This is a genomic window from Paucibacter sp. DJ2R-2 (genome assembly GCF_025717675.1).
Lineage (GTDB): Bacteria > Pseudomonadota > Gammaproteobacteria > Burkholderiales > Burkholderiaceae_C > Paucibacter_A.
Map to the genome: position 1 here is coordinate 794,161 of NZ_JAJIRT010000001.1, position 22,385 is coordinate 816,545.

18 protein-coding genes are annotated in these 22,385 nt (G+C 65.8%); 9 read left to right on the forward strand and 9 right to left on the reverse strand.

Translation table 11 applies throughout. The features are described from left to right. Nucleotides 1-117 precede the first annotated feature (117 nt). On the reverse strand, nucleotides 118-1,002 hold the full coding sequence (locus LNV28_RS03480) for a DMT family transporter (protein WP_263516483.1): 885 nt from the start codon (nucleotides 1,000-1,002) through the stop codon (nucleotides 118-120). Nucleotides 1,003-1,840: 838 nt separating this feature from the next. Between LNV28_RS03480 and LNV28_RS03485 the strand changes: the two genes are divergently transcribed. From LNV28_RS03485 to LNV28_RS03495, 3 genes are all read left to right on the forward strand, one after another. Then, a complete protein-coding gene (locus LNV28_RS03485; protein ID WP_263516482.1) occupies nucleotides 1,841-3,814 on the forward strand; it encodes a tetratricopeptide repeat protein in 1,974 nt (657 codons plus the stop codon). 417 nt (nucleotides 3,815-4,231) lie between these two features. Next, the gene (locus tag LNV28_RS03490) at nucleotides 4,232-5,665 is read left to right on the forward strand and encodes a DUF885 domain-containing protein (RefSeq protein WP_263516481.1); all 1,434 of its coding nucleotides are present in this window, start codon (nucleotides 4,232-4,234) and stop codon (nucleotides 5,663-5,665) included. Then, complete coding sequence (locus LNV28_RS03495) at nucleotides 5,662-6,405, forward strand: hypothetical protein (RefSeq protein WP_263516480.1); 744 nt, start codon at nucleotides 5,662-5,664, stop codon at nucleotides 6,403-6,405. Before LNV28_RS03490 ends, LNV28_RS03495 begins: the two co-directional genes overlap by 4 nt. 282 nt (nucleotides 6,406-6,687) lie before the next feature. Here LNV28_RS03495 and LNV28_RS03500 read toward each other — a convergent pair whose 3' ends face one another. From LNV28_RS03500 to LNV28_RS03515, 4 genes are all read right to left on the reverse strand, one after another. Further along, a complete protein-coding gene (locus tag LNV28_RS03500) occupies nucleotides 6,688-6,969 on the reverse strand; it encodes an HU family DNA-binding protein (protein WP_263516479.1) in 282 nt (93 codons plus the stop codon). Nucleotides 6,970-7,121: 152 nt separating this feature from the next. Next, nucleotides 7,122-7,901, reverse strand: a complete 780-nt coding sequence (locus LNV28_RS03505) for a LytR/AlgR family response regulator transcription factor (RefSeq protein ID WP_263516478.1) — start codon at nucleotides 7,899-7,901, stop codon at nucleotides 7,122-7,124. Further along, nucleotides 7,898-9,004, reverse strand: coding sequence for a sensor histidine kinase (locus LNV28_RS03510; RefSeq protein ID WP_263516477.1), 1,107 nt, complete (start codon nucleotides 9,002-9,004; stop codon nucleotides 7,898-7,900). Before LNV28_RS03510 ends, LNV28_RS03505 begins: the two co-directional genes overlap by 4 nt. A 72-nt stretch (nucleotides 9,005-9,076) precedes the next feature. Next, nucleotides 9,077-10,312 carry a CaiB/BaiF CoA transferase family protein gene (locus LNV28_RS03515; RefSeq protein WP_411969919.1) on the reverse strand — a complete coding sequence of 412 codons (1,236 nt, stop codon included), beginning with the start codon at nucleotides 10,310-10,312 and terminating at the stop codon, nucleotides 9,077-9,079. A gap of 214 nt (nucleotides 10,313-10,526) precedes the next feature. Between LNV28_RS03515 and LNV28_RS03520 the strand changes: the two genes are divergently transcribed. Beyond that, entirely contained in the window at nucleotides 10,527-11,141 is a 615-nt protein-coding gene (locus tag LNV28_RS03520; protein ID WP_263516475.1) for a DUF7010 family protein, read from the forward strand. 126 nt (nucleotides 11,142-11,267) lie between these two features. Further along, on the forward strand, nucleotides 11,268-12,260 hold the full coding sequence (locus LNV28_RS03525; protein ID WP_263516474.1) for a 2-dehydropantoate 2-reductase: 993 nt from the start codon (nucleotides 11,268-11,270) through the stop codon (nucleotides 12,258-12,260). Nucleotides 12,261-12,269: 9 nt separating this feature from the next. On the opposite strand, the gene LNV28_RS03530 is transcribed toward LNV28_RS03525, so the two are convergent. Both LNV28_RS03530 and LNV28_RS03535 read right to left on the reverse strand, forming a co-directional pair. Next, nucleotides 12,270-12,845, reverse strand: coding sequence for a YbhB/YbcL family Raf kinase inhibitor-like protein (locus tag LNV28_RS03530; protein WP_263516473.1), 576 nt, complete (start codon nucleotides 12,843-12,845; stop codon nucleotides 12,270-12,272). A 142-nt stretch (nucleotides 12,846-12,987) separates the two neighbouring features. Further along, on the reverse strand, nucleotides 12,988-13,773 hold the full coding sequence (locus LNV28_RS03535) for a helix-turn-helix transcriptional regulator (protein ID WP_263516472.1): 786 nt from the start codon (nucleotides 13,771-13,773) through the stop codon (nucleotides 12,988-12,990). 292 nt (nucleotides 13,774-14,065) lie between these two features. Between LNV28_RS03535 and LNV28_RS03540 the strand changes: the two genes are divergently transcribed. Together LNV28_RS03540 and LNV28_RS03545 are read left to right on the forward strand one after the other, a co-directional pair. Further along, the gene (locus tag LNV28_RS03540) at nucleotides 14,066-15,628 is read left to right on the forward strand and encodes a methyl-accepting chemotaxis protein (RefSeq protein WP_263516471.1); all 1,563 of its coding nucleotides are present in this window, start codon (nucleotides 14,066-14,068) and stop codon (nucleotides 15,626-15,628) included. A gap of 62 nt (nucleotides 15,629-15,690) precedes the next feature. Next, the gene (locus LNV28_RS03545; RefSeq protein ID WP_263516470.1) at nucleotides 15,691-16,518 is read left to right on the forward strand and encodes a substrate-binding periplasmic protein; all 828 of its coding nucleotides are present in this window, start codon (nucleotides 15,691-15,693) and stop codon (nucleotides 16,516-16,518) included. 20 nt (nucleotides 16,519-16,538) lie between these two features. Here LNV28_RS03545 and LNV28_RS03550 read toward each other — a convergent pair whose 3' ends face one another. Then, entirely contained in the window at nucleotides 16,539-18,308 is a 1,770-nt protein-coding gene (locus LNV28_RS03550; RefSeq protein WP_263568735.1) for an ABC transporter ATP-binding protein, read from the reverse strand. Nucleotides 18,309-18,427: 119 nt separating this feature from the next. Here LNV28_RS03550 and LNV28_RS03555 point away from each other — a divergent pair, with 119 nt between their 5' ends. Beyond that, a complete protein-coding gene (locus LNV28_RS03555; RefSeq protein ID WP_263516468.1) occupies nucleotides 18,428-19,660 on the forward strand; it encodes a glycerophosphodiester phosphodiesterase family protein in 1,233 nt (410 codons plus the stop codon). 412 nt (nucleotides 19,661-20,072) lie between these two features. On the opposite strand, the gene LNV28_RS03560 is transcribed toward LNV28_RS03555, so the two are convergent. Further along, nucleotides 20,073-20,651: an NnrU family protein gene (locus LNV28_RS03560; protein WP_263516467.1), complete on the reverse strand. Its 579-nt coding sequence runs from the start codon at nucleotides 20,649-20,651 to the stop codon at nucleotides 20,073-20,075. 327 nt (nucleotides 20,652-20,978) lie between these two features. Between LNV28_RS03560 and LNV28_RS03565 the strand changes: the two genes are divergently transcribed. Further along, entirely contained in the window at nucleotides 20,979-22,199 is a 1,221-nt protein-coding gene (locus tag LNV28_RS03565; protein WP_263516466.1) for a M24 family metallopeptidase, read from the forward strand. Nucleotides 22,200-22,385 lie beyond the last annotated feature (186 nt).

Sequence of the window (22,385 nt, forward strand, 5' to 3'; positions counted from 1 at the left end):
AGGAAGTACGTTCCGGTTCCTCTGCTCCGTCCGCCTAGCCTGGCAGCCGCTCGCTACGAAAACTCTCAAGCACCCAACATCGCCAAACGAGACCGGCGCTCCACCAAGAGCCGCCCTTCACCGCCGCGCCAACCACACCCCGGCCACCGCCACCCCCATGCCGGCTAGCGCCAAGCCATGGAGGGTTTCGCCAAACAAGGCCCAGGCGAACACGGCCGTGGTGGGCGGCACCAGGTAGAAGAGGCTGGCCACATGGACGGCGCTGCCCTGGCGGATCAGCACATTGAGCAGGCTGACCGCGCCCAGCGAGAGCACCAGCACCAACCAGCCCAGGGCAAAGAAGAACTGCCCGCTCCAGTGCACCTGCAGGCTCTCGCCGCCGGCCCAAGCCGCCAGCAAGGTCAAGAACAAGCAAGGCAGGAACTGGATCAGTGAGCCGGTGCGCAGGTCAAAGGCCGGGCAGAAACGTTTTTGATAGAGCGTGCCCGCCGTGATGCCCAGCAGGGCCACAAACGCCGGCAAGAGCATGGCCAGCAAGGCGGCGCCGCCGAGACCCGCCGCCACCTTGTGCGCCAGCACCAGGCTCACGCCAATCAGGCCCAAGAGCAAACCCAGCCACTGCGCCGGCCGCACCCGCTCGCCGAGAAACAGGCCGGCACCCAGCGCCGTCAAGAGCGGCTGCAGGCCCACCAGCAAAGCCGTGATCCCCGCCGGCAAGCCATGGCCTATGGCCATGAACACGCCGCCCAGGTAGACGCCATGGACCAGCAGGCCCGATACCGCGATATGCCCCCAAGCCCGGCTGCCACGCGCCGGCCAGGGCGCCCGCGTCCACAGCACGATGGCGCCCATCAGCAGCAGCACCAAGGCATAGCGCAGACTCAGAAACGTCAGCGGCTGCGCATCAGGCAGGCCGTACTTGGCGCCAATGAAACCGGTGCTCCAAAGGGCGACGAAGAGCCAGGGGTAAAGCTGGGGAAAGAAGCGAGTGGCAACAGGCATGAGGCAGTATCGCTGTCATAGGCGGAGCCGACGCGAAGCGGGCGGGCGGGCATCAAGACGCAGATCACCTCACCGCGTCCCGCATCCATGTTCTTCACACATCAACCCGCTGCTCATACCGGGACGCTGGCTTGTGCAGTTATGGGCGGCAAGCGGCGCAACATGGCGGAGGCTGGCGACCCACAGGAGGCTCTTTTGGCTGGCAGCTGACAGCAAGTAATAAGGTCCGTCGGACTTGAACAAGGTCGGTCGAGCATGGTTGGCGACGCGCCCCTTGCCTTGGGGTCGTTGTCGGCATCATTGGGTGGCAGTTCGTTCGCGCTCGCCGAAATCGCAGCGGAGCCGCCGGTCTCGATCCATTGCAGGCCCATTCGTCGCGGGCGGCAACAAAGTGCCCACAGCCGAAGTTCGCCGGCCAGCAGCAATGTGCACTTTTTGAACGGCGGCCGCGGATTGCTCAGCAGCTTTCAATCTGAGTGCGCCAGACCTGCCTCTTGCTGCCATGCCTTGGACAACAGTTCAGTTTGGGTAATTTGCACACTCGGGTTTCGCACTGAATTTTGCAAACGACCCGATATGAACATCACCGCAAAAGTCGGCCCTCACTAGAATGCCGAGCACTACAAGACAAGGGCCTCAGGGATGGGTTCACCGATATCTCCATCAGGGGCCGAACAAGTGCGAGCGCGTGCGAGGTCCGTGCTAGCCACCTTGGCACGCGGGCTTTCCCGCTTCAAAGGGCCCATTGTTGCCATTGCCGGTGTGGGTGCCGTGCTCAGTGGTTTCATGGGCTGGTAGTGGCAATAATGCGTTATATAAACCTACCAGCCACCATCACATGACCTCACCTATCCAGGGCGACACTGCGCCATCAAATGCGCCAGCGGATGGCGCAGACCAGGCGCCAGCAGAAGCGCCGACGCTACTGGCGCCGTCGACTGGAGTGCGTCCCGCACAAGGTGAAGCGTCAGGCCCAAGCCCAACAGTGCGCGTCGAGGGCCTCGCGGAAACGCTTCATGATGTACGACACGAACTCCACCTCCTCTCGCACGCGACCAAATACAACTGGATCAACGCGCGCCTCATCCTGCTGCGTAACGCGCTGATTGCCCTCAGTGTGCTGGCAGTTGTCGTAGTGACAGCCGTCGCGTGTGTCCGAGAAGCGTACCGCCAAACTCTCACCATTGCGGCCTTTGATGTTCCGGAAAATTTAGCTGAGCGCGGCATCACCGGACAGGTGGTTGCCAAAGCCTTGTTCGATGAACTCCTCAAGCGCCGTGAATTGGTGACCACGTTGGAATCCGGTGAGCTCAAAGGGGCATGGGCGGAGCACCGCGCTGATGTTGCGATACCAGAAGCCAAGTTCACACTGCAATCGGTTTTCAGATACCTGCGTTACATGACAGGTAATGAAATTGCGATTGACGGCGAGATCATTCTTGATGGAGACGATGCGACCCTGAAGGTGCGCGTCGCGGGCAAGTCACCGACGATAGTCAAAGGCAAGCTCGCGGCGTGGGAGTCGCTGGTCGGTGAGTTAGCCGTCGGCGTGCTCGATGTCACGCAACCTGCGGTGCTGGCGGCTTACCTGGGCCTGCAGGCGAAGACGCCCGATGATCTGACAGCCCTCTCAAAACACCTGCGAAAAATGGAGGAGGCGAACCCCAAGCCGAGCGGTGCCGTGATGTCGGTTGCCTATGACGCCTACGGCAATGCACTCTATCGCGCGGGCAAGTTCGAAGATGCGCTGTTGGCTTTTGCTGAGGCCATGGCGCTGGACAGCAGCAACGGCGTGGCCGTGGTCAACTCGGCGGGCGCGCAGTATCGATTGCGCAATTTCGTCGAATCCGCAATGCTCGACAAACGCGCGCAGACAATGAAGCTGCCGGTTGAAGTGAAGATTCGTGCCCTGGGGCGCAGGGTGTCTGCCGCAACCAACACCGGTGACTGTGATGGTTCGGCCAAGGCCTTGCGAGAGGCCAAGGCTTCGCCGCTGTACGACGCCCGGCGTTTTGTGACGGTTGAGGCTATCCACCTTGCACAGTGCGAATTTGAAGAGGCGCGCGCCGTGGCACTTGTGTCCAGGTATTACACCTTGCATCCGGCGGACGTGAGTTACGCCAACACGCTCCTCATACTGCAATCGATGTTGCGCCCGGAGGGCCGCTACCGCGAAGAAGGCTTCAAAGTCGCCCGCGATGCCATTGCTGCGGGCGTGGACGATTCCTACATTTACGTTAACTTCTCAAACAAATTGGCCGAGACTGGCCGCTTCGACGAGGCGTTTGAAGTTCGCAAGCGTCTGGAGAATTTGATTCTTGATCCCGTCATCCTGGAAGTGAATCGCGACTACTTCGCGGCTAAGAAGCACTACCACCTGGGTGAATACGTCCAAGCGGATGCGATTTTCAAACGCGTGTACGCCAACGACAAGCCAAGTGAGGTTTTGGAATTTTCGGAACTGGCGCTCGTCAAACTGGGCCTGGGCCAGTACGACGCATCGGTTGCGCTTTATCAGGATGGCCTCAAACTCATACCCAAGAATTGCCAGCTCTGGCAGGAGCTGGGCAAAGCCCACGCCGCGCGCGGACGGCCCGAAGACATCGCGACCGCTTTGACTACCTTCGACAAAGGCATTGCCGCCGTGCCCAAATGCGGCCTTACATATAACGCCGCCGCGCGCTTGCTGATCCAGCAAGGCCGCCCGGCAGAGGCGCGGCAAAAGCTGGAGGCGTTGATCAAGATTTCGCCGAAGTCGGATGGGGCAGTGATTGCGAAAGAGATTCTGGCGGGGATTAGCACTAAGTCCTGATGAATGGGAAGCTATTCAACCGTATGGGAGAGCGTCATGCCGGTTTGAACGACCGGTATGAATCAGCCTAATCGCAAACTGCTCCTGCCGCTCAGGGCCTATTGCTCTAGCAGGACGAACTTCAGCTTTGGGCACTTTGCTGCCATCTAGTCTGTACTGAAGGGCCTTGCCTTGTGGCCGGGACCAGGTCCTGCCGCGGCCACGGGACGCTGCCTTCAGTCGCAACCGCACCCGACGGACCTTACTTGTTGCCGAGGGTTCACGGTGGTCGATTCGGTGGTTTCCGACGGACTTTGCTCCGCATCGGACACCCAACAAAATCAAGCTCTTGGAAGCGCCGACTCCGACCGACCTCATGACTTGAAGTCACAGCCATGGCCTTTGGCTGGCCGGCAGGCGACGCCGATACTGCCGCCCATGCGCCTCTCCCTGCTTTCTTCCATGCCCAGCCTGCCCTCCAAGCCCTTCGTACCTGCCGCCCTGAGCCTGCTGCTGCTGTTCGGCAGCGGCAGCAATCAGGCCGCCGCCGCAGAGCCGATGCAGCCTGCCGCCGCCGCGATCGAGCCCTTCATCGCCCGCTACGGCCAGGTCCATCGCGAGCTGGGCCTGGGCGGAGAGATGGAGCTGTTCTTCCTCAAAAGCATCAGCAAGATCGACAAGGAGACGGATCTGCCCGCGCAGCGCCAGCAACTGCTGGCCTTGAACCAGGCGCAGCACGCCCTGGACCGGCCCGCCGCCACCGCCTGCCAGCGCCTGCAGTTGGAGCAGATCGACTTTGAGTTGGACCTGCATTTGCACAAGCTCCAGGTGCTGGAGCGTTTCCGGGCGCTGGGCAGCGGCGCACAGCTGTCGGAGCAAGGACTGGCGCAGAGTGCGCTGGGCAAGGACTGGTACCGCTGGTTGCGCAAGGCCTGGTTGACGCAAGAGCGCAGCGCCTCGGACCTGATGGCCATGGGTCACGCCGAGCTGGCGCGGGCACAGGGCCGCTACCGCGCGCTGCAGGCGCGCATGGGCTATGCCGGGCGAGATGCGGATTTCGCTGCCTACCTGGCCGGCCCGGACTTCCGCTACCCCGAGGGCGCCACGCCGCAGGCCGATTACGAGGCACGCCAGGCCATCGTCGAGCGCCATATGGCCCGGCTCTTCCCCGCCACCGGCATCACCGGCCCGGCGATCAAGGCCTCCACCTTGGGCGCGGCGCTGCCGGTCGATGGCTACTACGAGCCCGACGAAGCGACCTTCTATTTCAACAAGGCACGCGAAGGCTATGGCCGCCGCAATGTCGACTGGCTGCTGCTGCACGAGAGCACGCCGGGCCACCACTACCAAAGCCGTTATGCCCAAGCGGGGCGCGGTTGCCCGCTGGGCCTGCCCCATGGCTTTTACTCCGCGTACGCCGAAGGCTGGGGCGCTTACGTCGAAGAGTACGGCGCCGAGCTGGGCCTGTTCCAGCAGGACGGCGACGCGCTGGGCGCGGTGGAGTGGGATCTGGTGCGCTCCATCCGCGTGGTGCTCGATGTCGGCCTGAACGAGCTGGGCTGGAGCGAGGCCGAGGCGCAGGCCTATTGGCGCGAACAGCTGCCCATGCTGCCCGCCCTGGCTGAGCGCGAGATCCGGCGCGTGCGCCAGTGGCCAGCCCAGGCCATCACCTACAAGCAGGGCGCGGTGCTGCTGCGCGAGCTGCGCAGCGAAATGCAAGCGCGCGAGGGCGCACGCTTTGACATCCGCGAGTTCCACGACCGCGTGCTCAAGCATGGGCCGCTGCCCCTGTCGCTGCTGCGCGAGCGGGTGCTGGCCACACCCGAGCCCCGAGCCCAGAACCAAGCCGCGGCGCAAAATAGCGCCCCATGAATGACAAGCGACTGCAACAGGATCTGCAACGCCTCTACGGCAGCCACGTCACGGCCCTGAACGCGCCGCCCCGCGCGGCCGTGCTGGAGTTGGCGCGACCGGCCGATTGGAGCGCGCTGGGCGCCGTCTGGCGCGGCGTGCAAAGCGATCTGGGCTTGCCGGCTCCGGCGATTGCGGTCAACGGCCACGACGGCTTCCAGCTCTGGTTTGCACTGGCCGAAGTCGGCATGGCCACGCAGGCCGCCGAGCTCTTGCCTGCGCTGTGCCGCGCCTATCTGCCCGAGCTGCGCCCGACGCGGCTGAGCATGTGGTCGGCCGCCATGGCCACGGCTGCCCCCGCGCTACCGCCTCAGCGGCAAGAACAACAAGTCGCTGGCGAACAGTGGTCGGCCTTTGTGGCCCCCGATCTGGCACCGGTCTTCAGCGACGAGCCCTGGCTGGACACCGAGCCCGGTCCCGAGGCGCAGGCCGAAGTGCTGGGCCGCCTCGCTTGCATCAGCCCTGCCCAACTGGCGGCGGCTTTGGAGCAGTTGGGCGCCAGGACCGGCAGCACGTCGCCCCCACAAGCGCCAAGCGCCCAGCCGGCCAGGCCTATGGCTCCCGTGGGGCTCGTGACAAACGGCGCCGATGAAACCGACCCGCGCCGTTTTCTCCTGCGCGTGATGAATGACGAAGCCGTGGCGATGGCGCTGCGCATCGAAGCGGCCAAAGCGCTGCTGTCAGCGCCCGCGAAGCCCTAGGCTGCTGGTTCGTCTGCGCGCAGCACGGAGCGGTCGTTCGCGAAGATGTTTCAGCACGCAGAGCTCGCTGAGGACCGCAGAGGACGCTGAGAAAGAACCTTGCGCCTCTCTTTGCGAGCTCTGCGGTCCTCCGCGTACTCTGCGTTCGAACTGAAACCTCCGCGAGCGACGGCCCTGTGCCGTCTGCCGCCCACTCATCCCAAAAGAAAAGGGCGCCGTCAAATGACGGGCGCCCTTGTCTCATCGCAGGGTCCGGCCGAAGCCGGATCCTTTTTGTCTTACTTACTTCTTGACGTTCACAGCGTCTTTGAGTGCCTTGCCCGGGGTGAACTTGGGCACGGTGGCAGCGGCGATTTCCAGCGCTTCACCAGTGGCGGGGTTCTTGCCGGTGCGGGCAGCGCGCTCGCTGACCTTGAAGTTGCCAAAGCCGAGGATGGCCACGGCATCGCCGGCCACCAGGGCTTCGGTGATCGAGCCGAGCGCAGCGTCCAGGGCCGAAGCGGCTTGGGCGCGGGTCAGGCTTGCCTTGGTGGCGATGCTTTCGATCAATTCACTTTTGTTCATCAGATATCCAGTGGGTACGGAAAAGAAAATCCCATTGCGGGGAGCGCGATTATCGTTGTGTCCGAGGCTGCGGCCGCCACAAGCCCCGAAAACAGGCGCTTGAGGCCTCGCAAACGCTCTCTTTGCTTGCAATTGCTGACACTTTTCCCGCCTCAAGCGAGCTGCGCGCGGTGGCTGCGCGAGACCCGCAGGCGCACGCCCGAGCGCATCAACAGCTCGGCTTCGCCGCGCGGCAAGGCCGTCAGGCCCAGCACATGAGCCGGGTTGATGGCATGGCTGCGATGCACGCGCAGGAAGCGACCTTGCACGTTGGCATGGGCCAGAAAGTCAGCCAGGGTGCAACGGTCGAGATGGGCAGCCGGCGGGGCGTGCAACTCGATGTAGTTGTCGGCCGCGGCCACCCATTCGACTTCGGCCAGCGGCAGCTTGAACAAGCCCGCGCCGCCCCGCTGCGGCACCAGCCAATGGCCGGGCACCGGTTGAATCTGCTGCAAGGCACTGAGCCAGGCCTGACGCGGAACTTCAGCGGACACCGGCGCCAAGGCCCGGCGTCGCTGCAGCAGGCGCTGCACGCTCTCGGCCAAGCGCTCAGGCGTGAAGGGCTTGAGTAGATAGTCCACCGCATGCAGGTCAAAGGCACGCACGGCATGCTGATCAAAGGCAGTGCAGAAGACGCAGAGCGTGCCCTCGGGCAGATCAAGCGCCAGCTCCAGGCCGCTGCGGCCGGGCATCTGGATGTCGAGAAACACGGCATCGGGGCGCTGGGCCTGCACCACGCTAAGGGCCGCCTCGGCATCGCCCGCCTCCTCGGCCAACAAGCTGATGCCGGGCTGGGCGGTCAGCAGGCGGCGCAGCTTGGCGCGCGCCGGCGGTTCGTCGTCGACGATCAAGACACGCAGCGGCGCCGGCCCGCCTGGCGCTTCAACGCTCACGCCCGCTGCTCCGGCAACTCGATGTCCAACACCGTGCCGCCGGCGCCATCGGCGGCCAAGTTCACGCGCGCGGCCTCGCCGTAGAGCACACGCAGGCGTTCGCGGGTGTTGGCCAGACCGACCGAGCCCTCGCGTTCGAAGGCCGCTGGCGCCCGGCCGCTGTTGTGCACGCGCAAGCACAAGCGGCCCGCGCGCAGCTCGGCGCTGAGCCGCAGCCGCACCGGGCCGGTGCTGTGCGCCACATCATGGGTGATGGCGTTTTCGACCGGAGCGATCAGCAAAAGGCTGGGCAAGAGGCAGGCCCGCGCCGCCTCGCTGGCCTCGATCTCCACCTGCAGGCGTTCGCCAAAGCGCGCCTGCATGATGGCCAGATAAGGCTGGATCAAGTCCAACTCCTGGGCCAGGCTGTGGCGGCCGTTTTCCTGGGCGGTCAGGGCCTGGCGCAGCAGGGCCGCCAGATCGCAGACGATGCGGTCGGCACGCGCCACGTCCTCATACATCACCGAGGAAATCAGGTTCAGGGTGTTGAACAGAAAGTGTGGCTGGATCTGCTCGGCCAGGCGCGTCAGCCGGGCCTCGGCCAGCTCGGTCTGCAGGCGCAGCAGGTCTTGCTCGCGCTGGCGGCTGGCCTCGTGCAGCTGCAGGCCATGGCAGAGGCCGACGATGAAGCCATAGCTGACGACATCCTTGCCGGCCTCGTAGATCACGATATCGCCCGGGCTGCCGGGCTCATAGGCCACGCCCGTCAGCGCGTACACGGCAAAGCGCAGGCCGAACATGCCGCCCACATGCAGGGCGGTGTAGCCGAGTGCGCCGCCCAGATGCAGCGCCAGCGCCGGCGGCCACCCGGGCAATCGCAGGCTGCGCGCATGCAGACGATAGATCAGCGGCGCCAGCAAGGCCGTGCACAGGGTCGAGCTCAGCTCCCAGAGAAATGGCTCCCAGGGGTGCTGCCCGCCATGGGCCCGGTACTGCTGCAGCTCGGACAGGCTGTGCAGCAGGCCCACGGCCAACATCACGGCGGCAAAGCCCAGGCTGAAACGGCGCTGGGCGGCGGCGGGCGAGAAGGAAAAAGAAGGAGAGGGAGAGGAGCTCAAGGGCATGGCGACACCTTAGCGCAGCCGGCCTCCGCCCAGCACCTTCCCTGCGCCATTTCGCCCCAGCGCAGACTCAGCTCAGCCCAAAGCCGGCGCGACGCCCTCACCTTGCACGCCGAGCACGCCCTCGGCGACCAGGGCCTCGATGGCCGCGTCCTCATAGCCCAAGCCGCGCAAAAGCTCGCGGCTGTGCTGGCCCAGCCGCGGCGGGTCGCGGCGCAGGCCCAGGCGCTCACCGTCCAGGCTCAGGGGCAGCAAGGGCACGCGGGTGGCGCGGCCATCGGGCAGGGTCATGGGCGCCAGGCCGCCGGTGGCGAGCAGATGCGGGTCGTCCATCAGCTGCTCGGGCCGGGTGATGGGCGCAAAGGGCAGGCCGGCCGCCTCGAACACGGCCGCGATCTCGGCCGCGGCGCGCGGCTGCAGACGGCGGCGCAGCTCGGGGATCAACCAGGCACGCTCCAGCACGCGCAGATTGTTCGTCAGCAGGCGCGGGTCGGCCTGCAGATCGGCAAAGTCAAAAGCCTGGCAAAAAGTGGCCCACTGCGTGTCGCCAACCACAGCCAGAAAGATCTGCTCGCCATCGGCCACGGCGAACACGTCGTAAATGCCCCAGGGCGAGATGCGTTCGGGCATGGGCGCGGCCGGCTTGCCGGTGACGGCAAACTGCATCATGTGCTGGGCGACCAGGAAGATGTTGTTCTCGAACAGGCTGGCCTGCACCTGCTGGCCACGCCCGGTCTGCTGACGCTGCTGCAGGGCCGCCAGCACGCCGATGGCGCCGAACATGCCGCCCATGATGTCGTTGACGCTGCTGCCGGCGCGCAGCGGGTCGCCCGGGCGGCCGGTCATATAGGCCAGGCCACCCATCATCTGCACCACCTCGTCGAGCGCCGTGCGGTGCTCGTAAGGGCCGGGCAGAAAGCCTTTGTGCGAGACATAGATCAGGCGCGGGTTGAGGCGGCTCAGGGCCTCATAGCCCAGGCCCAGGCGTTCCATGGTGCCGCTGCGGAAGTTCTCGCTGAAGGCATCGGCGCCGGCCACCAGCTTGAGTACGATTTCCAGGCCGCGCGGGTCCTTGACGTCGAGGCTGAGGCTGAGCTTGTTGCGGTTGAACAGGGGGTAGAAGCCGGCGCCCGAGCCGAGCAGCTGGCGCGTGCTGTCGCCATCCAGGGGTTCGATCTTGATCACCTCGGCGCCCAGATCGGCCAGCACCATGCCGCAGGTCGGGCCCATGACCATATGGGTGAACTCGATCACGCGCAGGCCGGCCAGCGGCAGGCCCGGGGCATCGGACACAGAGGACGTATTGATCATCATCGGCAGGCCCGGCAGAGGCGGCTGAGCAAGGGAGGCAAGAAGGAAGCAGTGGCGCGCATTGTCGCAAGCGGCCCCCTCTTCATCGCCCAGTCTGGCTTCGCGTCGCGGCAGCTGTCGATTCGTCGAATCAGGGCCAGACGCCACGGCCGCGGCCGGCACCATGGCGGCACCTCGGTTTCTTCATCTCCCACCGCCATCTAGGAGCCCCGCCATGACCCCGCAACAAGACCTCAGCGCCGGACGCCGCAGCCTGGAAGTTCAGCGCGAAGAATTCAGCCGCCGCCGCGGCCTGGCCATGCCCCTGGCCGGCACCCTGGCCTGGGCGGTGATCGGCCTGGTCGGCTGGCTGGGCACGCCCTTCCAGGCGGTGATGACGCTTTACTTCGCCACCGGCTCAATCTTCTACCTGGGCATGGGCTTGTCGCGCCTGACCGGCGAGAACTTCTTCGCCAAGGGCCGGCCCAAGAACGAGTTCGACCGCCTCTTCATGTCCGGCATGCTGATGAGCTTGCTGGTCTTCACCATCGCCCTGCCCTGGGCGGCGCAGAACCATGAATCGCTGCCGCTGACACTCGGCGTACTGGCCGGCCTGATGTGGCTGCCCTACAGCTGGATCATCCAGCACTGGATCGGCGCCTTCCATGCCATCGCCCGCAGCCTCCTCTGCGTCGCCGCCTGGTACGCCTTCCCGGCCCAACGCTTTGTGCTGATCCCGGCGCTGATCGTGGCGGTCTATGTGATCACCATCGTGGTGCAGGAACGCCGCTGGCGGCAAGGCCAGAACGCGGCGGCCCCGTCGGACATGGGCCAGGCCTTGGCGGCCTGAGCGGCCGGAGCGGCGCCTCCCCCCGCGCAGGAATCCGGCGCCGGCGCTGTGCGAGACTGCCTCGTTCTCGGCTCGGCTTCTCCGGGCCTTCCTCGGGCCTTCTCCGGGCCTTCCTCGAGTTTCCTCATGACCAAGAAAATTTGCATCGTCGGCGCCGGCGCCATCGGCGGCTGGTTCGCCGGCCATGTCGGCCATCAGCTGGGCGCCGACGTCGAACTCAGCGCTCTGGCCCGCGGCACCACCCTGGCCGCCCTGCGCCAATATGGCCTGCGCATGGACCTGATCGGCGGCGAGCGCATCACCGTGCCCATTCACGCCAGCGACAAGCCCGAGGAACTGGGCCAGCCCGACCTGATCGTGCTGGCCGTCAAAGGCCCGGCTCTGGCCAGCGTGGCGCCGGCGGTGAAAGCCTTGCTGGGCCCACAGACGCGTGTGCTGGTGGCCATGAACGGCGTGCCCTGGTGGTTCTTCCAGGGCTTGACCGGCGAGGCTGAGGGATTGCAGCTGGAATCGGTGGACCCGGGCGGTGTGGTGGCCGGCCTGATTCCGGCGGAGCGGGTGATCGGCTGCGTGGTGCACGCCAGCTGCACGACGCCCGAGCCGGGCCTGGTCCGGCATGTGATGGGCATGGGGCTCATCCTCGGCGACCCGGCCGGCGGTCAGCCGGCGCACATCAACGAGCTGGCCGCGCTGCTGGGCCGCGCGGGCTTCAACGCCACCGTGTCCGAGTGCATCCAGCGCGACATCTGGTTCAAGCTCTGGGGCAATATGACCATGAACCCGATCTCGGCCCTGACCGGCGCCACCTGCGACCGCATCCTCGACGACGAACTGGTGCGCGGCTTCGTCACGAACGTGATGCTGGAGGCCGCGGCCATCGGCGCGCGCATCGGTTGTGCCGTCGAACAGACGCCCGAGCAGCGCCACGCCGTCACACGCAAGCTCGGCGCCTTCAAGACCTCGATGCTGCAGGACGCAGAAGCCGGCCGGCCGCTGGAGCTGGACGCCCTGGTCGGCGCCGTCAGCGAGATCGGCCGCCACCTGACGCTGCCCACGCCCTTCACCGACGGCATGCTGGGCCTGACGCGCTTGATGGCGCAGACGCGCGGCTTGCTTTGAGCGTGCCTGTCAGCGCGCCGCCGGGCGACCGTAGCGCGCGCTGAAACTGGCCGTGGCCAGCGTATTGGCGCGGATCATGTAGCCCGCCAAGGCGGCCGTGGCATCGGCCGGCAGATCCAGCTTCGCGACCTTGAGCGCATGCACGGTGAAGATGTAGCGGTGCGGGCGATCGCCCGGTGGCGGGCACATGCCGCCCCATCCGGCCACGCCGTAATCGATGCGCACCTGGCGCGCACCCGCCGGCAAGAGCGCGTCGCCCACAGCGCCGGCACCGGCCGGCAGGGATTGCGTATCGGTGGGCAGATTGACCACCGACCAATGCCACCAGCCCGAGCCGGTGGGCGCGTCGGGGTCGTAGACGGTGATGGCATAACTCTGAGTGCCGGCGGGCGCGCCCTGCCAGCTCAGGGCCGGAGACTGGTTCTCGCCCGAGCAGCCAAAGCCCTGGAACTCGAAGCGCGGGGCGATGTGGCTGTTGGCCGGGATATCGGGGCTGCGCAGCTGGAAGCTGCCGGCCTGGCTCAGGCCGGTGATGGCCAAGAGCGCAGCGGCGATCAGGAGGCGAAAGCGGGGCTGGGAATGCATGAGTGAAGGCCTTTCTTCTGAGAGAAGGAATGGTGAAAAGGGCAAGGCCTCATGGTCGCGCGCGCCCGAGCGGCGCGTCAGCCCGCCGGCGTCAATCACTGTGCGCGGCACTTCAATCGCGGCTCGCTCGCCGCCAGCCCGCTCACGTCGGCCGCAGATGCGAGGGCGCGAATCCGTAGCGCTTACGGAATGCGGCGCTGAAACGGCTGTGGGACTGATAGCCGCAGCGCGCCGCGATCTCCGAGACGGGCAGCTCATTGCCCTGCAGCAAGGCCATGGCCAGCTCCATGCGCAGCTCGCGCAGGCAGGCACTGACCGAGCTGCCTTCCTCGGCCAGGCGCCGCTGCAAGGTGCTGGCGCTGACGTGGAAGGCGCTGGCCAACTCGGCCAAGGTCCAATCGGCCTGAGGGCGCTGGCCGACCAGGCGCTGCACGCGCTCACTCCAGCTCAGCTCACTTGCGAGCGCAAAGACCAGACCTCGCTCGGCCAGCAAGAGCAAAACCTCCAGGGCCCGGTGTTCGCGCAGCGCCTCCGAGGCCTGCTCGTCCTGCAGCGCCGCCACCGCCTGCCGAAAGCTGGCAGCCAGGGCCTCGTCTGCCCGCGTGCCGGCACAGCCCGCCAGCGCGGCCTGACCGCCAAACTGCGGGAAGCGCTGGTGGAAACGCTCGACCAGCTGCGGTGTGAACAAGAGCATGTGCGCCTGGTAGGCCGCACCGGGCGGGGCTTGGTTGACCATGTCCCACTGGGTGCCGCGTGCGATGCAGAACAGCTCGCCGGCACGGAACGGCGTCTCGCTCTGCGGCCCGACCAGACGCTTGTGGCCCGCGAGCAGCCAGCCCACCATATCGTCGCGCACGGTCACGGTTCGCACGCGGTGCGACACCGGGGTGTGGATCAATTGCAGGCTGGCGTTTGGCATGAGTTGCATGGTCTTGGGATCTGAGCGGATAACAAGAAGGTAGCCGCGCCGATGAGGGCGCCGGGGCAGCGAAACGAAAGCCTCCACCGCGCGCTGCTGTCGATTGTCGACGGAGCTTGTCGCAGAGCGCCCCGGCGGCACTGCGAACGCTCAAGTTAGCCGGCGCCGCAGCCGATCACAGGGGTCTGACAGTGCGCCGAGCGCTGGGCATTCCCGTCCTCAGGCGCTAGAGTGTTCGCAGGGAGCGAGCAAAACACACACCCAAAAATCCGCAGTTAGAACTGCGAAGGAGACACACCCCATGCTTGCTCTCGTGCAATCAATGCGCCTGAAGGCCCGCGTCCTGACGGGCTTTGCCCTGGTGATGAGCTTGTTGCTGGCCGGCTCGGCCCTAGGCATCTGGCGCATCCAGCAACTCAATGACCGGATTGAGCGCCTCGTCAATGTCGATATGGAAGCCCTGGATCTGGCGCGCAGCTGGGCCGGTTTGACCGAATCGAACATCCAACGCCGCATCATCACCATCTGGTCTGACGATGCGGACTTCGTCAAGGCCTTCACCGCCAAATCCAAGGAAGTCAGCGCCCGGGTCGACAAGATCCAGGACGCCCTGGGTGATTTGCCCAAGTCCGCGGAGAGCGAGCGCATCAAGGACAAGATCGACCAGGCCCGCAAGCGCTACCAGGAGCTGCGCGACGACATCGGCAAGCAAAAGGCCGCCGGCAGCGATGTGCGCGCCCGCGTGGTGGCGGAGCTGATCCCGGCGATGGAGGCGTACTTGGAGCCCATCCACGGCTACGCCGAGCAAAGCCGCAAGGAGCTGCAGCAGGCGCGCGATGTGGCCGAGGAACAGGCGCGCTCAGCCTTCCGCCTGATCAGCGGCTTGCTGATTGGCGCAGCCGCCTGCGGCATCTGGATCGCCCTGTCCATCACCCGCAGCATCACCACGCCGCTGGACCAGGCCCGAGAGATGGCCGCCCGCATCGCCGAAGGCGATCTGAGCCAGGCGGTCGTGGTGCAAGGCCGCGATGAGCTGGCCGAGTTGGCCGAGTCGCTGGACCAGATGCGCGCCCAGCTCGGCGCCACGATTGCCGATGTGCGCCATGTGGCCGAGCAGGTGGAAATGGCCTCCAGCGAGATCGCCAGCGGCAATATGGACCTGTCCAACCGCACCGAACAGGCCGCCAGCAGCCTGGAGCAGACCGGCGCGGCCATGATGCAGCTGCGCGAAGGCGTGCAGGCCAATGCCTTGGCCGCCCGTCAAGCCGACGAGCTGGCCAAATCGGCTGCGGCCGTGGCCGACCGTGGCGGCGCCATGGTGCAGCAGGTGGTGGACACGATGACGGACATCCAGCAGTCCTCGGCCCGCATTGCCGACATCACCAGTGTCATCGACAGCATCGCCTTCCAGACCAACATCCTGGCTCTGAATGCGGCCGTCGAAGCGGCCCGTGCCGGCGAGCAGGGGCGCGGCTTCGCCGTGGTGGCCAGCGAGGTGCGGGCCCTGGCTCAGCGCTGTGCTCAGGCGGCGCGTGAGATCAAGAGCCTGATCGGCGCCTCGGCCGAGAAGGTCGAGGCCGGTGGCAAGCTGGTCAGCGCCACCGGCGCCACCATTGCCGACGCGGTGCAGAGCGTGCAGCGCGTCACCCACATCGTGGCCGAGATCTCCAGCGCCACCAGCGCACAAGCCAACACCCTGGGCGAGATCGGCCAGGCGGTCGGCCAGCTGGACCAGATGACGCAGCAAAACGCTTCCCTGGTCGAGGAATCGGCGGCTGCCGCCGAAGGCCTGAAGCAGCAGGCGCAGAGCCTGGTCAGCCATATGGCCAAGTTCCGCCTCGCGACCACACGGCGACGGGACTGATCCCCATGGTCGCAGGACGTCGGGCCACTGCGCAGCGACCCAGGCCGACCAGGCCCCGCGGCATGAGCCTGGGCCTGGCTTGGCTGGCCGCCCTCCTGATGCTGGGCGGCCAAGCCGACTCGGCACATGCGGGCTCGGGCACAGCCCACACCCTCACCCTTCGCACGGCCGCCGAGCAAGGCGGCGCCCCGAAGTGGCTGCAGCATGGCCCGCGCACGCAGAGCGGCTTTTGCGCCGATGTGATCGCGGCGCTGAATCGCCTGGACCTGGGCCTGCGCATCGAGCTGCTTGCGGAGGCCTTGCCGCAGAAGCGGCTCATGCAACAGGTCAAATCGGGCGAGCTGGATCTGCTGTGCGCCCTCACCCGCACCGAGGAACGCAAACAGGACTTCGTCTTTGTGCAGCCCGAGCTCTACAACATGCCCTATGTGCTGCTGGCGCGTGCCGAGGACCCGGTCGAGGTTGGCAGCTGGGATGCGCTGAGAGCCTTGGGCGAGCAAGGCCTGGTGCTGCTCAACCACGACAGTTCGCGCCTGCCCCTGCTGCAGGCCATGGGCGGCCTGCATCTGCATGCGCGTGGCCTGAACACCGAGGCCAATCTACGCATGCTGCTGGCCGGCCGCGGCCGCTTTTTCTATTTCCCGCTCAGCAATGCCTGGTACACGATGCAAAGCATGGGCGTGCAGGACCGCATTCGCGTGCTGCTGCCGCCCCTGCAGGTCGAGCCCTACCACCTGCTGGCCCGCCGCAATCTTCCCCCAGCAGTACAAGAACAGCTGAGCCAGGGCTTGCAACAGCTGCGCCAGCAAGGCCAGCTGGGGCGCTTGACGATGAAATGGTTTGGCGCCGAGCTCCCGGCCGAACTGCGTCAGGCTTTGCCTCAGCCCTGAGGCCCAGAGCGCTTTTTGATTCAGAGCTCGCCGGTCTGCAGCCGCCAGAGCGCCGCATAGGCACCGCCCTGCGCCAGCAGCTGCTCATGCGTGCCGCTCTCGACAATGCGGCCGTGTTCCAGCAAATGGATGCAATGAGCTTGCCTCACGGTGGACAGACGGTGAGCGATGACCAGGGTGGTGCGGCCCTGGCTGACCACGTTCAGCGAGCGCTGGATGGCCGCCTCGGTCTCGTTGTCGACCGCGCTGGTCGCTTCGTCCAGGATCAGCAGCGGCGGGTTCTTGAGGATGGCACGGGCCAGGGCCAGGCGCTGGCGTTGGCCGCCGCTGAGCTTCTGGCCACGTTCGCCCACGCGGGTGGCAAAGCCCAGGGGCAGGCGCTCGATGAATTCCAGGCTTTCGGACAGGCGCGCGGCCTCATGGATCTGCGCGTCGCTGGCCTCCGCCATGCCGTAGGCGATGTTCTCGGCAATCGTGCCGTCGGTCAGGAAACTGTCTTGCGCGACGTAGCCGATGCAGCGGCGCAGGTCTTGCAAGTTCAGCTCTGAAATCGGCCGGCCATCAAACAGGATGCGGCCTTGCTGCGGTTCGTAGAAGCGCAAGAGCAGCTTGACCAGGGTGGACTTGCCCGAGCCGGTGCTGCCGACAAAGGCCACGGTCTGGCCGGCCGGCACCTCCAGGTTCAAGCCCTGCAGCGTGGGCTGCTCGGCGTAGGCGAAACCCACGCCTTCGAAGCGCAGGGCGGCGCGCGCCTGCGCCACCGGGAAATGCTCGCCCTCGTAGGCGATGCGGATGGGCGTGTCCAGCAGGCCCAGGGCGCGCTGGGTGGCGGCCATGGAGCGCTGGTACATATCGGCCACCTCGGCCAGGCGGGTCATGGGCCAGAGCAGGCGCTGGGTCAGAAAGACCAACACCGAGTAGGCGCCGACGGCCAGGTCGCCGTGAATCGTCAGCCAGCCGCCGTAGACCAGGGTGGCGGTAAAGCCGGCCAGGATGCCCATGCGGATCACCGGGGTGATGGCCGAGCTCAGGCGGATGGCGCGGGCGTTCGACTCCAGATAGCCCCGGCTGGCCTGGGCGATGTGATCGGCCTCCAGGTTCTCGGTGGCAAAGGCCTTGATGGTGGCCAGACCCAGCAGATTGTTGTTGAGCCGGGCCGAGACATCACCGGCCGCCTCGCGCACCTCGGCATAGCGCGGCGCCAGGCGCTTCTGAAACCAGAAGGTGCCGAACAGAATGGCCGGCACCGGCAGCAGGGCCACCACGGCCAGACCCGGTTGCAGGGCAAAGAAGACCGCGCTGACCATCAGCGAGGAACAGACCACCTGGATGATCTGGTTGGCGCCACCGTTGAGGAAGCGCTCGAGCTGGTTGATGTCGTCGTTGAGGATGGACATCAGCGAACCGGTACGCTGATTCTCGAAGTAAGCCAGCTCCAGCTTCTGCACATGGCCGTAGGTATCCAGGCGCAGCTCATGCTGGATGTTCTGGGCCAGGCCGCGCCACTTCAGCTCGAGCAGGAACTCGAACCAGGACTCGCCCATCCAAACCACCATATTCAGCGCACCGAGGAAGAGCAGCTGCTGCCAGGTGTCGGTGATGCCAACGCCGACCAGGATGTTCTTGGCCAGAAAGCTCTGCTCCCCACGCACCACCACATCGACCGCGGCGCCGATCAGCACCTCGGGCAGGATGTCGAAGAATTTGTTGAGGATGGAGTAGAGCGTGGCCGCGCGGATCTCGCGGCGGTGGCCCTGGGCGTAGGCCAGCAGGCGTTTCAGTGGATGCATGGGCCGCACTCTAACAAGCCTCGCGCGGGCATGAGCCGTTCGGTCCATGGGCACTCACGCCCGCGTCATTGCCCGCTTGCATGCTGCCGGCTTTCCCCATCAATGTCCGGAGTTCCCCCATGAAGATCTCGACTCTGAGCCTGGCTGCCTTGCTGAGCCTCGGCACCACCCTGCCCGCACAGGCCTGGAATACCTTGAGCGGCGAAGCCCCCATCGTCATCGGCCACCGCGGCGCTTCGGGCTACCGCCCCGAGCACACGCTGGAGTCCTACAGCCTAGCCATCGCCCAGGGCGCCAACTTCATCGAGCCCGATCTGGTCATGACCAAGGACGGCGAGCTGCTGGCCCGCCACGAGCCCCTGCTCGGCCGTGTCGACCTGAACGCCGATGGCTCGATCAAGCTGGTCAACGGCAATCCCGTGCTGAATCGCACCGACACCAGCACCAATGTCTGGGAACTGTCCAAGTACTCGGACCGTCTCAAGGTCAAGACCGTGGACGGCGTCAAGATGGCCGGCTGGTTCGCCGAGGACTTCACGGCCGCCGAGATCCGCAGCGACATCCGCGCCCAGGAGCGCCTGCGCGACCTGCGCCTGGGCAACAACAGCTACAACAACCAGTTCGTGATCCCGACGCTGCAAGAGGTCATCAACCTGGCCAAGGCGAAGTCCATCGAGACCGGCCGCACCATCGGCATCTATCCCGAGACCAAGCACCCGAGCTACTTCAAGAACTTCACCGATGCCAACGGCCTGAAGCGCATGGAAGACAAGCTGGTCGAGACCCTGCACGCCAATTACGGCAATGACCGCAATGCGCCGGTGTTCATCCAGTCCTTCGAAGTGCACAACCTCGAGTACGTGAACGGCAAGACCGACATTCGCATCGTCCAGCTGCTCAATGGCAGCGGCAATCCCTTTGACGACAGCCGCAGCTATGCCGAGCTGGCCTCAGCCGCCGGCCTCGATTTCATCAAGGGCTATGCTGACGGCGTCGGCTCCAACACCAATCTGATGATCCCTCTGGTCGGCGGCAAGCTCGGAACGCCGACTCAGTTGATCTCGAACGCTCATCAGCGTGGCCTCGTGGTGCATGGCTGGACTTTCCGTGCCGAGAACGTCTTCCTGCCCAATGAATTCGACAGCAGCGCCGACCCGGCCGCTTTCGGCGATATGGCCGGGCAGGTCCAGGCCTTTGTGAATCTGGGCCTGGACGGCGTCTTCTCCGACCAGCCCGATCTGGCCGTCGCCGCCATCGCCGCCATCCCCGAGCCGCAAACCTATGCACTGATGCTGACCGGCCTGGCTGGCCTGGGCGCCTGGGTGCGCCGTCGCAAGCAGCAGTCCGCTTGAACAGGCTGTCTTCCAAGCCGTGAACACAAGGGGCCGTGAGGCCCCTTTTTCATGGGCGTGTTCCGCGCCATGTCCAGGCGGCTTTCGGCACAGAGCTGTCGCTCAGATTGGGCTGTTGCCAAGGGTCGCCGGGCGAGTGCTTCCGCTCATGTCCCCCGGCCCGCGCTGCGCGCGGACCTCCTCCTTGACTTCGCTTCAGCACTCACCCGACACCCCTTGGCAGATCCACCGTTGGCGTTTTCGTCGAAGGGGCAAGGTCGTGCTGGATCGGGCCGGCTGGGTGCTCTGCGAAGTGAAGTAAAGGAGGAGGCGCCCGACGCAGTCGGGCGACGGGGGACATGAACGGAGCAGAGTACCCAGTCGGTTCGATCACCACCAAACCCAAAGGCTGCTATGTGCCGAAGTCAGCCTCTCACCCCAAAGGTCGCACGCCAATCCAGGCCGCATGGGCCCAGAACGCGAAGCCGGCCCAGGCTGCGGTACCGATCAGCACGGTCAGTGCCGTGCCTGCAGCTGAGCTGGCCAGGGCCGCCGGCGGATGGGCCCGGTCGCGCTGGCGTGCGGCGCGGAAGCACAGCACGGCCCAGATCAGGAAGCCGCCGAACAAGAGCAGTTCGGCCACGGTGTTGTTGGCCAGCAAATGGGCCAGGGCCCAGAGCTTGACGCTCAGGATCATGGGGTGGCGCAGCCGTGCCTTGAGCGCATTGCGCGGCACATAGGCAGCCGCCAGCAGGATGAAGGCCAACAAGGTCAGCAAGGCGGCCAGGTGATTCATGCCCTTGGGCACGGCCCACAGCAGCTGCGGCGCCAGACGCGCCTGGCCAAAGCCCCAGACGATCAGGCCGAAACCGAGCAGGGACAGCACGGTGTAGATCAGCTTCCAGCGCGCCTCGCCCAGGCGAGCACGCTGCGCGCTGCGCCAGTCCTCGGCCAGGATGCGCACCGAATGCACACCCAGAAAAATCAACAGGCCCAGAATCAATTCAAGCATCAAAGAAACTCCTCGTCGTTAGGGAAGCTCTGCATAAATCGGGGCGAGACCATGCAGTGCGGATCGGGATGGGTTGCAAGGCGCAGTTTGAAGCCAATAGCCGTAGCTATTGGCGAGAAGTGCAAGGCCGCAGACCGCCCGAGGCCGCGCTAGCAGGGGCCGGACTGATTTATGCAGATCTTCCTTAGGCTTGACGCTGGCATGCGATGGGCCGCGTCCTTGGCCCGCTTTGTACGCGATAGACCCAAACCGCCACGGCTTATCGGGCTTTGCGGTTAAAGTATTCTTTAAATATATTTATTGACTGACTTGCAACGGAGTTCAACGATGACACGAGGCGTGGGCGGCAGCACCGCATCCGAAGCCCTGGCCCAACTGGCCCGGCAATTCCAAGGCCTGGAGCCGGTGACACCGATCGGCCTGGACGAGTACCGCCAACGCGTGGGCGCCGCGCAGGCCCTGCTTCGCCAGCAAGGCCTGGCCGCTCTGTACGCCCATGCCGGCACGAATATGCGTTACTTCAGCGGCACGGTCTGGCATCCGAGCGAACGCCTGGTCGGCCTGATCATCCCGGCCGAAGGCGAACCGCAGTACATCGCCCCGGCGTTTGAGGAAGGCACGTTGCGCGAGTACATGGTGCTGCCCGGCCCCTTGCATGTCTGGCAGGAGCACGAGAGCCCCTACGCCCTGTGCCGCCGCGTGCTGGCCGGCTTGGGCCTGGGCGCCAGCGCCAGCCGCCTGGCCATCAGCGAGGACACGCCGCTGTTTGTGGTCGACGGTCTGCAGCGCGAGGGCCTGGCCTGGGTCAATGCCAAAGCGGTGACGGCAGCACTGCGCATGCGCAAATCGAGCGCCGAGCTGGCCTTGATGCAGCGCGCGCACGACCTGACCCTGGCCGTGCATCAGGCCGCCGCCAGCATGTTGCACGAAGGCATCAGCACGACCGAGGTCGAGGCTTTCATCGCCGCGGGCCATCGTGCCGTCGGTGCGCGCGGCTCTTACTTCTGTATCGTGCTCTTCGGCGCCGCCACAGCCTTTCCCCATGGGGTCAAGGAGGCGCAGCGCCTGCGCGAGGGCGATATGGTCTTGATCGATACCGGTTGCCTGGTCGAGGGCTATATGTCCGACATCACGCGCAGCTATGTCTTCGGCACGCCGAATGCGCGCCAACGCGAGATCTGGAATCTGGAGCAAGCGGCGCAGGCCGCGGCCTTTGCGGCCGCGCAGATCGGCACGCCCTGCTGCGAGGTGGACCGCGCCGCACGCCGCGTGATCGCAGCCGCCGGCCTGGGGCCGCGCTATGAACTGCCCGGCCTGCCCCACCGCACCGGCCACGGCTGCGGCCTGGACATCCACGAGTGGCCCTATCTGGTCGACAACGACGACACCCCCTTGGCGGCCGGCATGTGCTTCAGCAATGAACCCATGATCTGCGTGCCCGGCGAATTCGGCGTGCGCCACGAAGACCATGTCTACATGACCGAGGCCGGCCCGCGCTGGTTCAGCCAGCCCGCTCACTCGATCGACGACCCCTTCGGCATCGGCTGAGCTCGGAGCGCAGGATCAATTCAAATCCGACCACAGAGCACCCAAGGCTCCTATCGGCGCCCGGCGCAAATGATGAAACACGTGCGCAGAGGCCGCAAAGAGACGCGGAGCACGCAGAAAGAGCTGAGGCTTCAGCAGTGACCTCTGCGCGCTCTGCGCCCCTCGGCTGTTGGCTCTGCGTCCGTA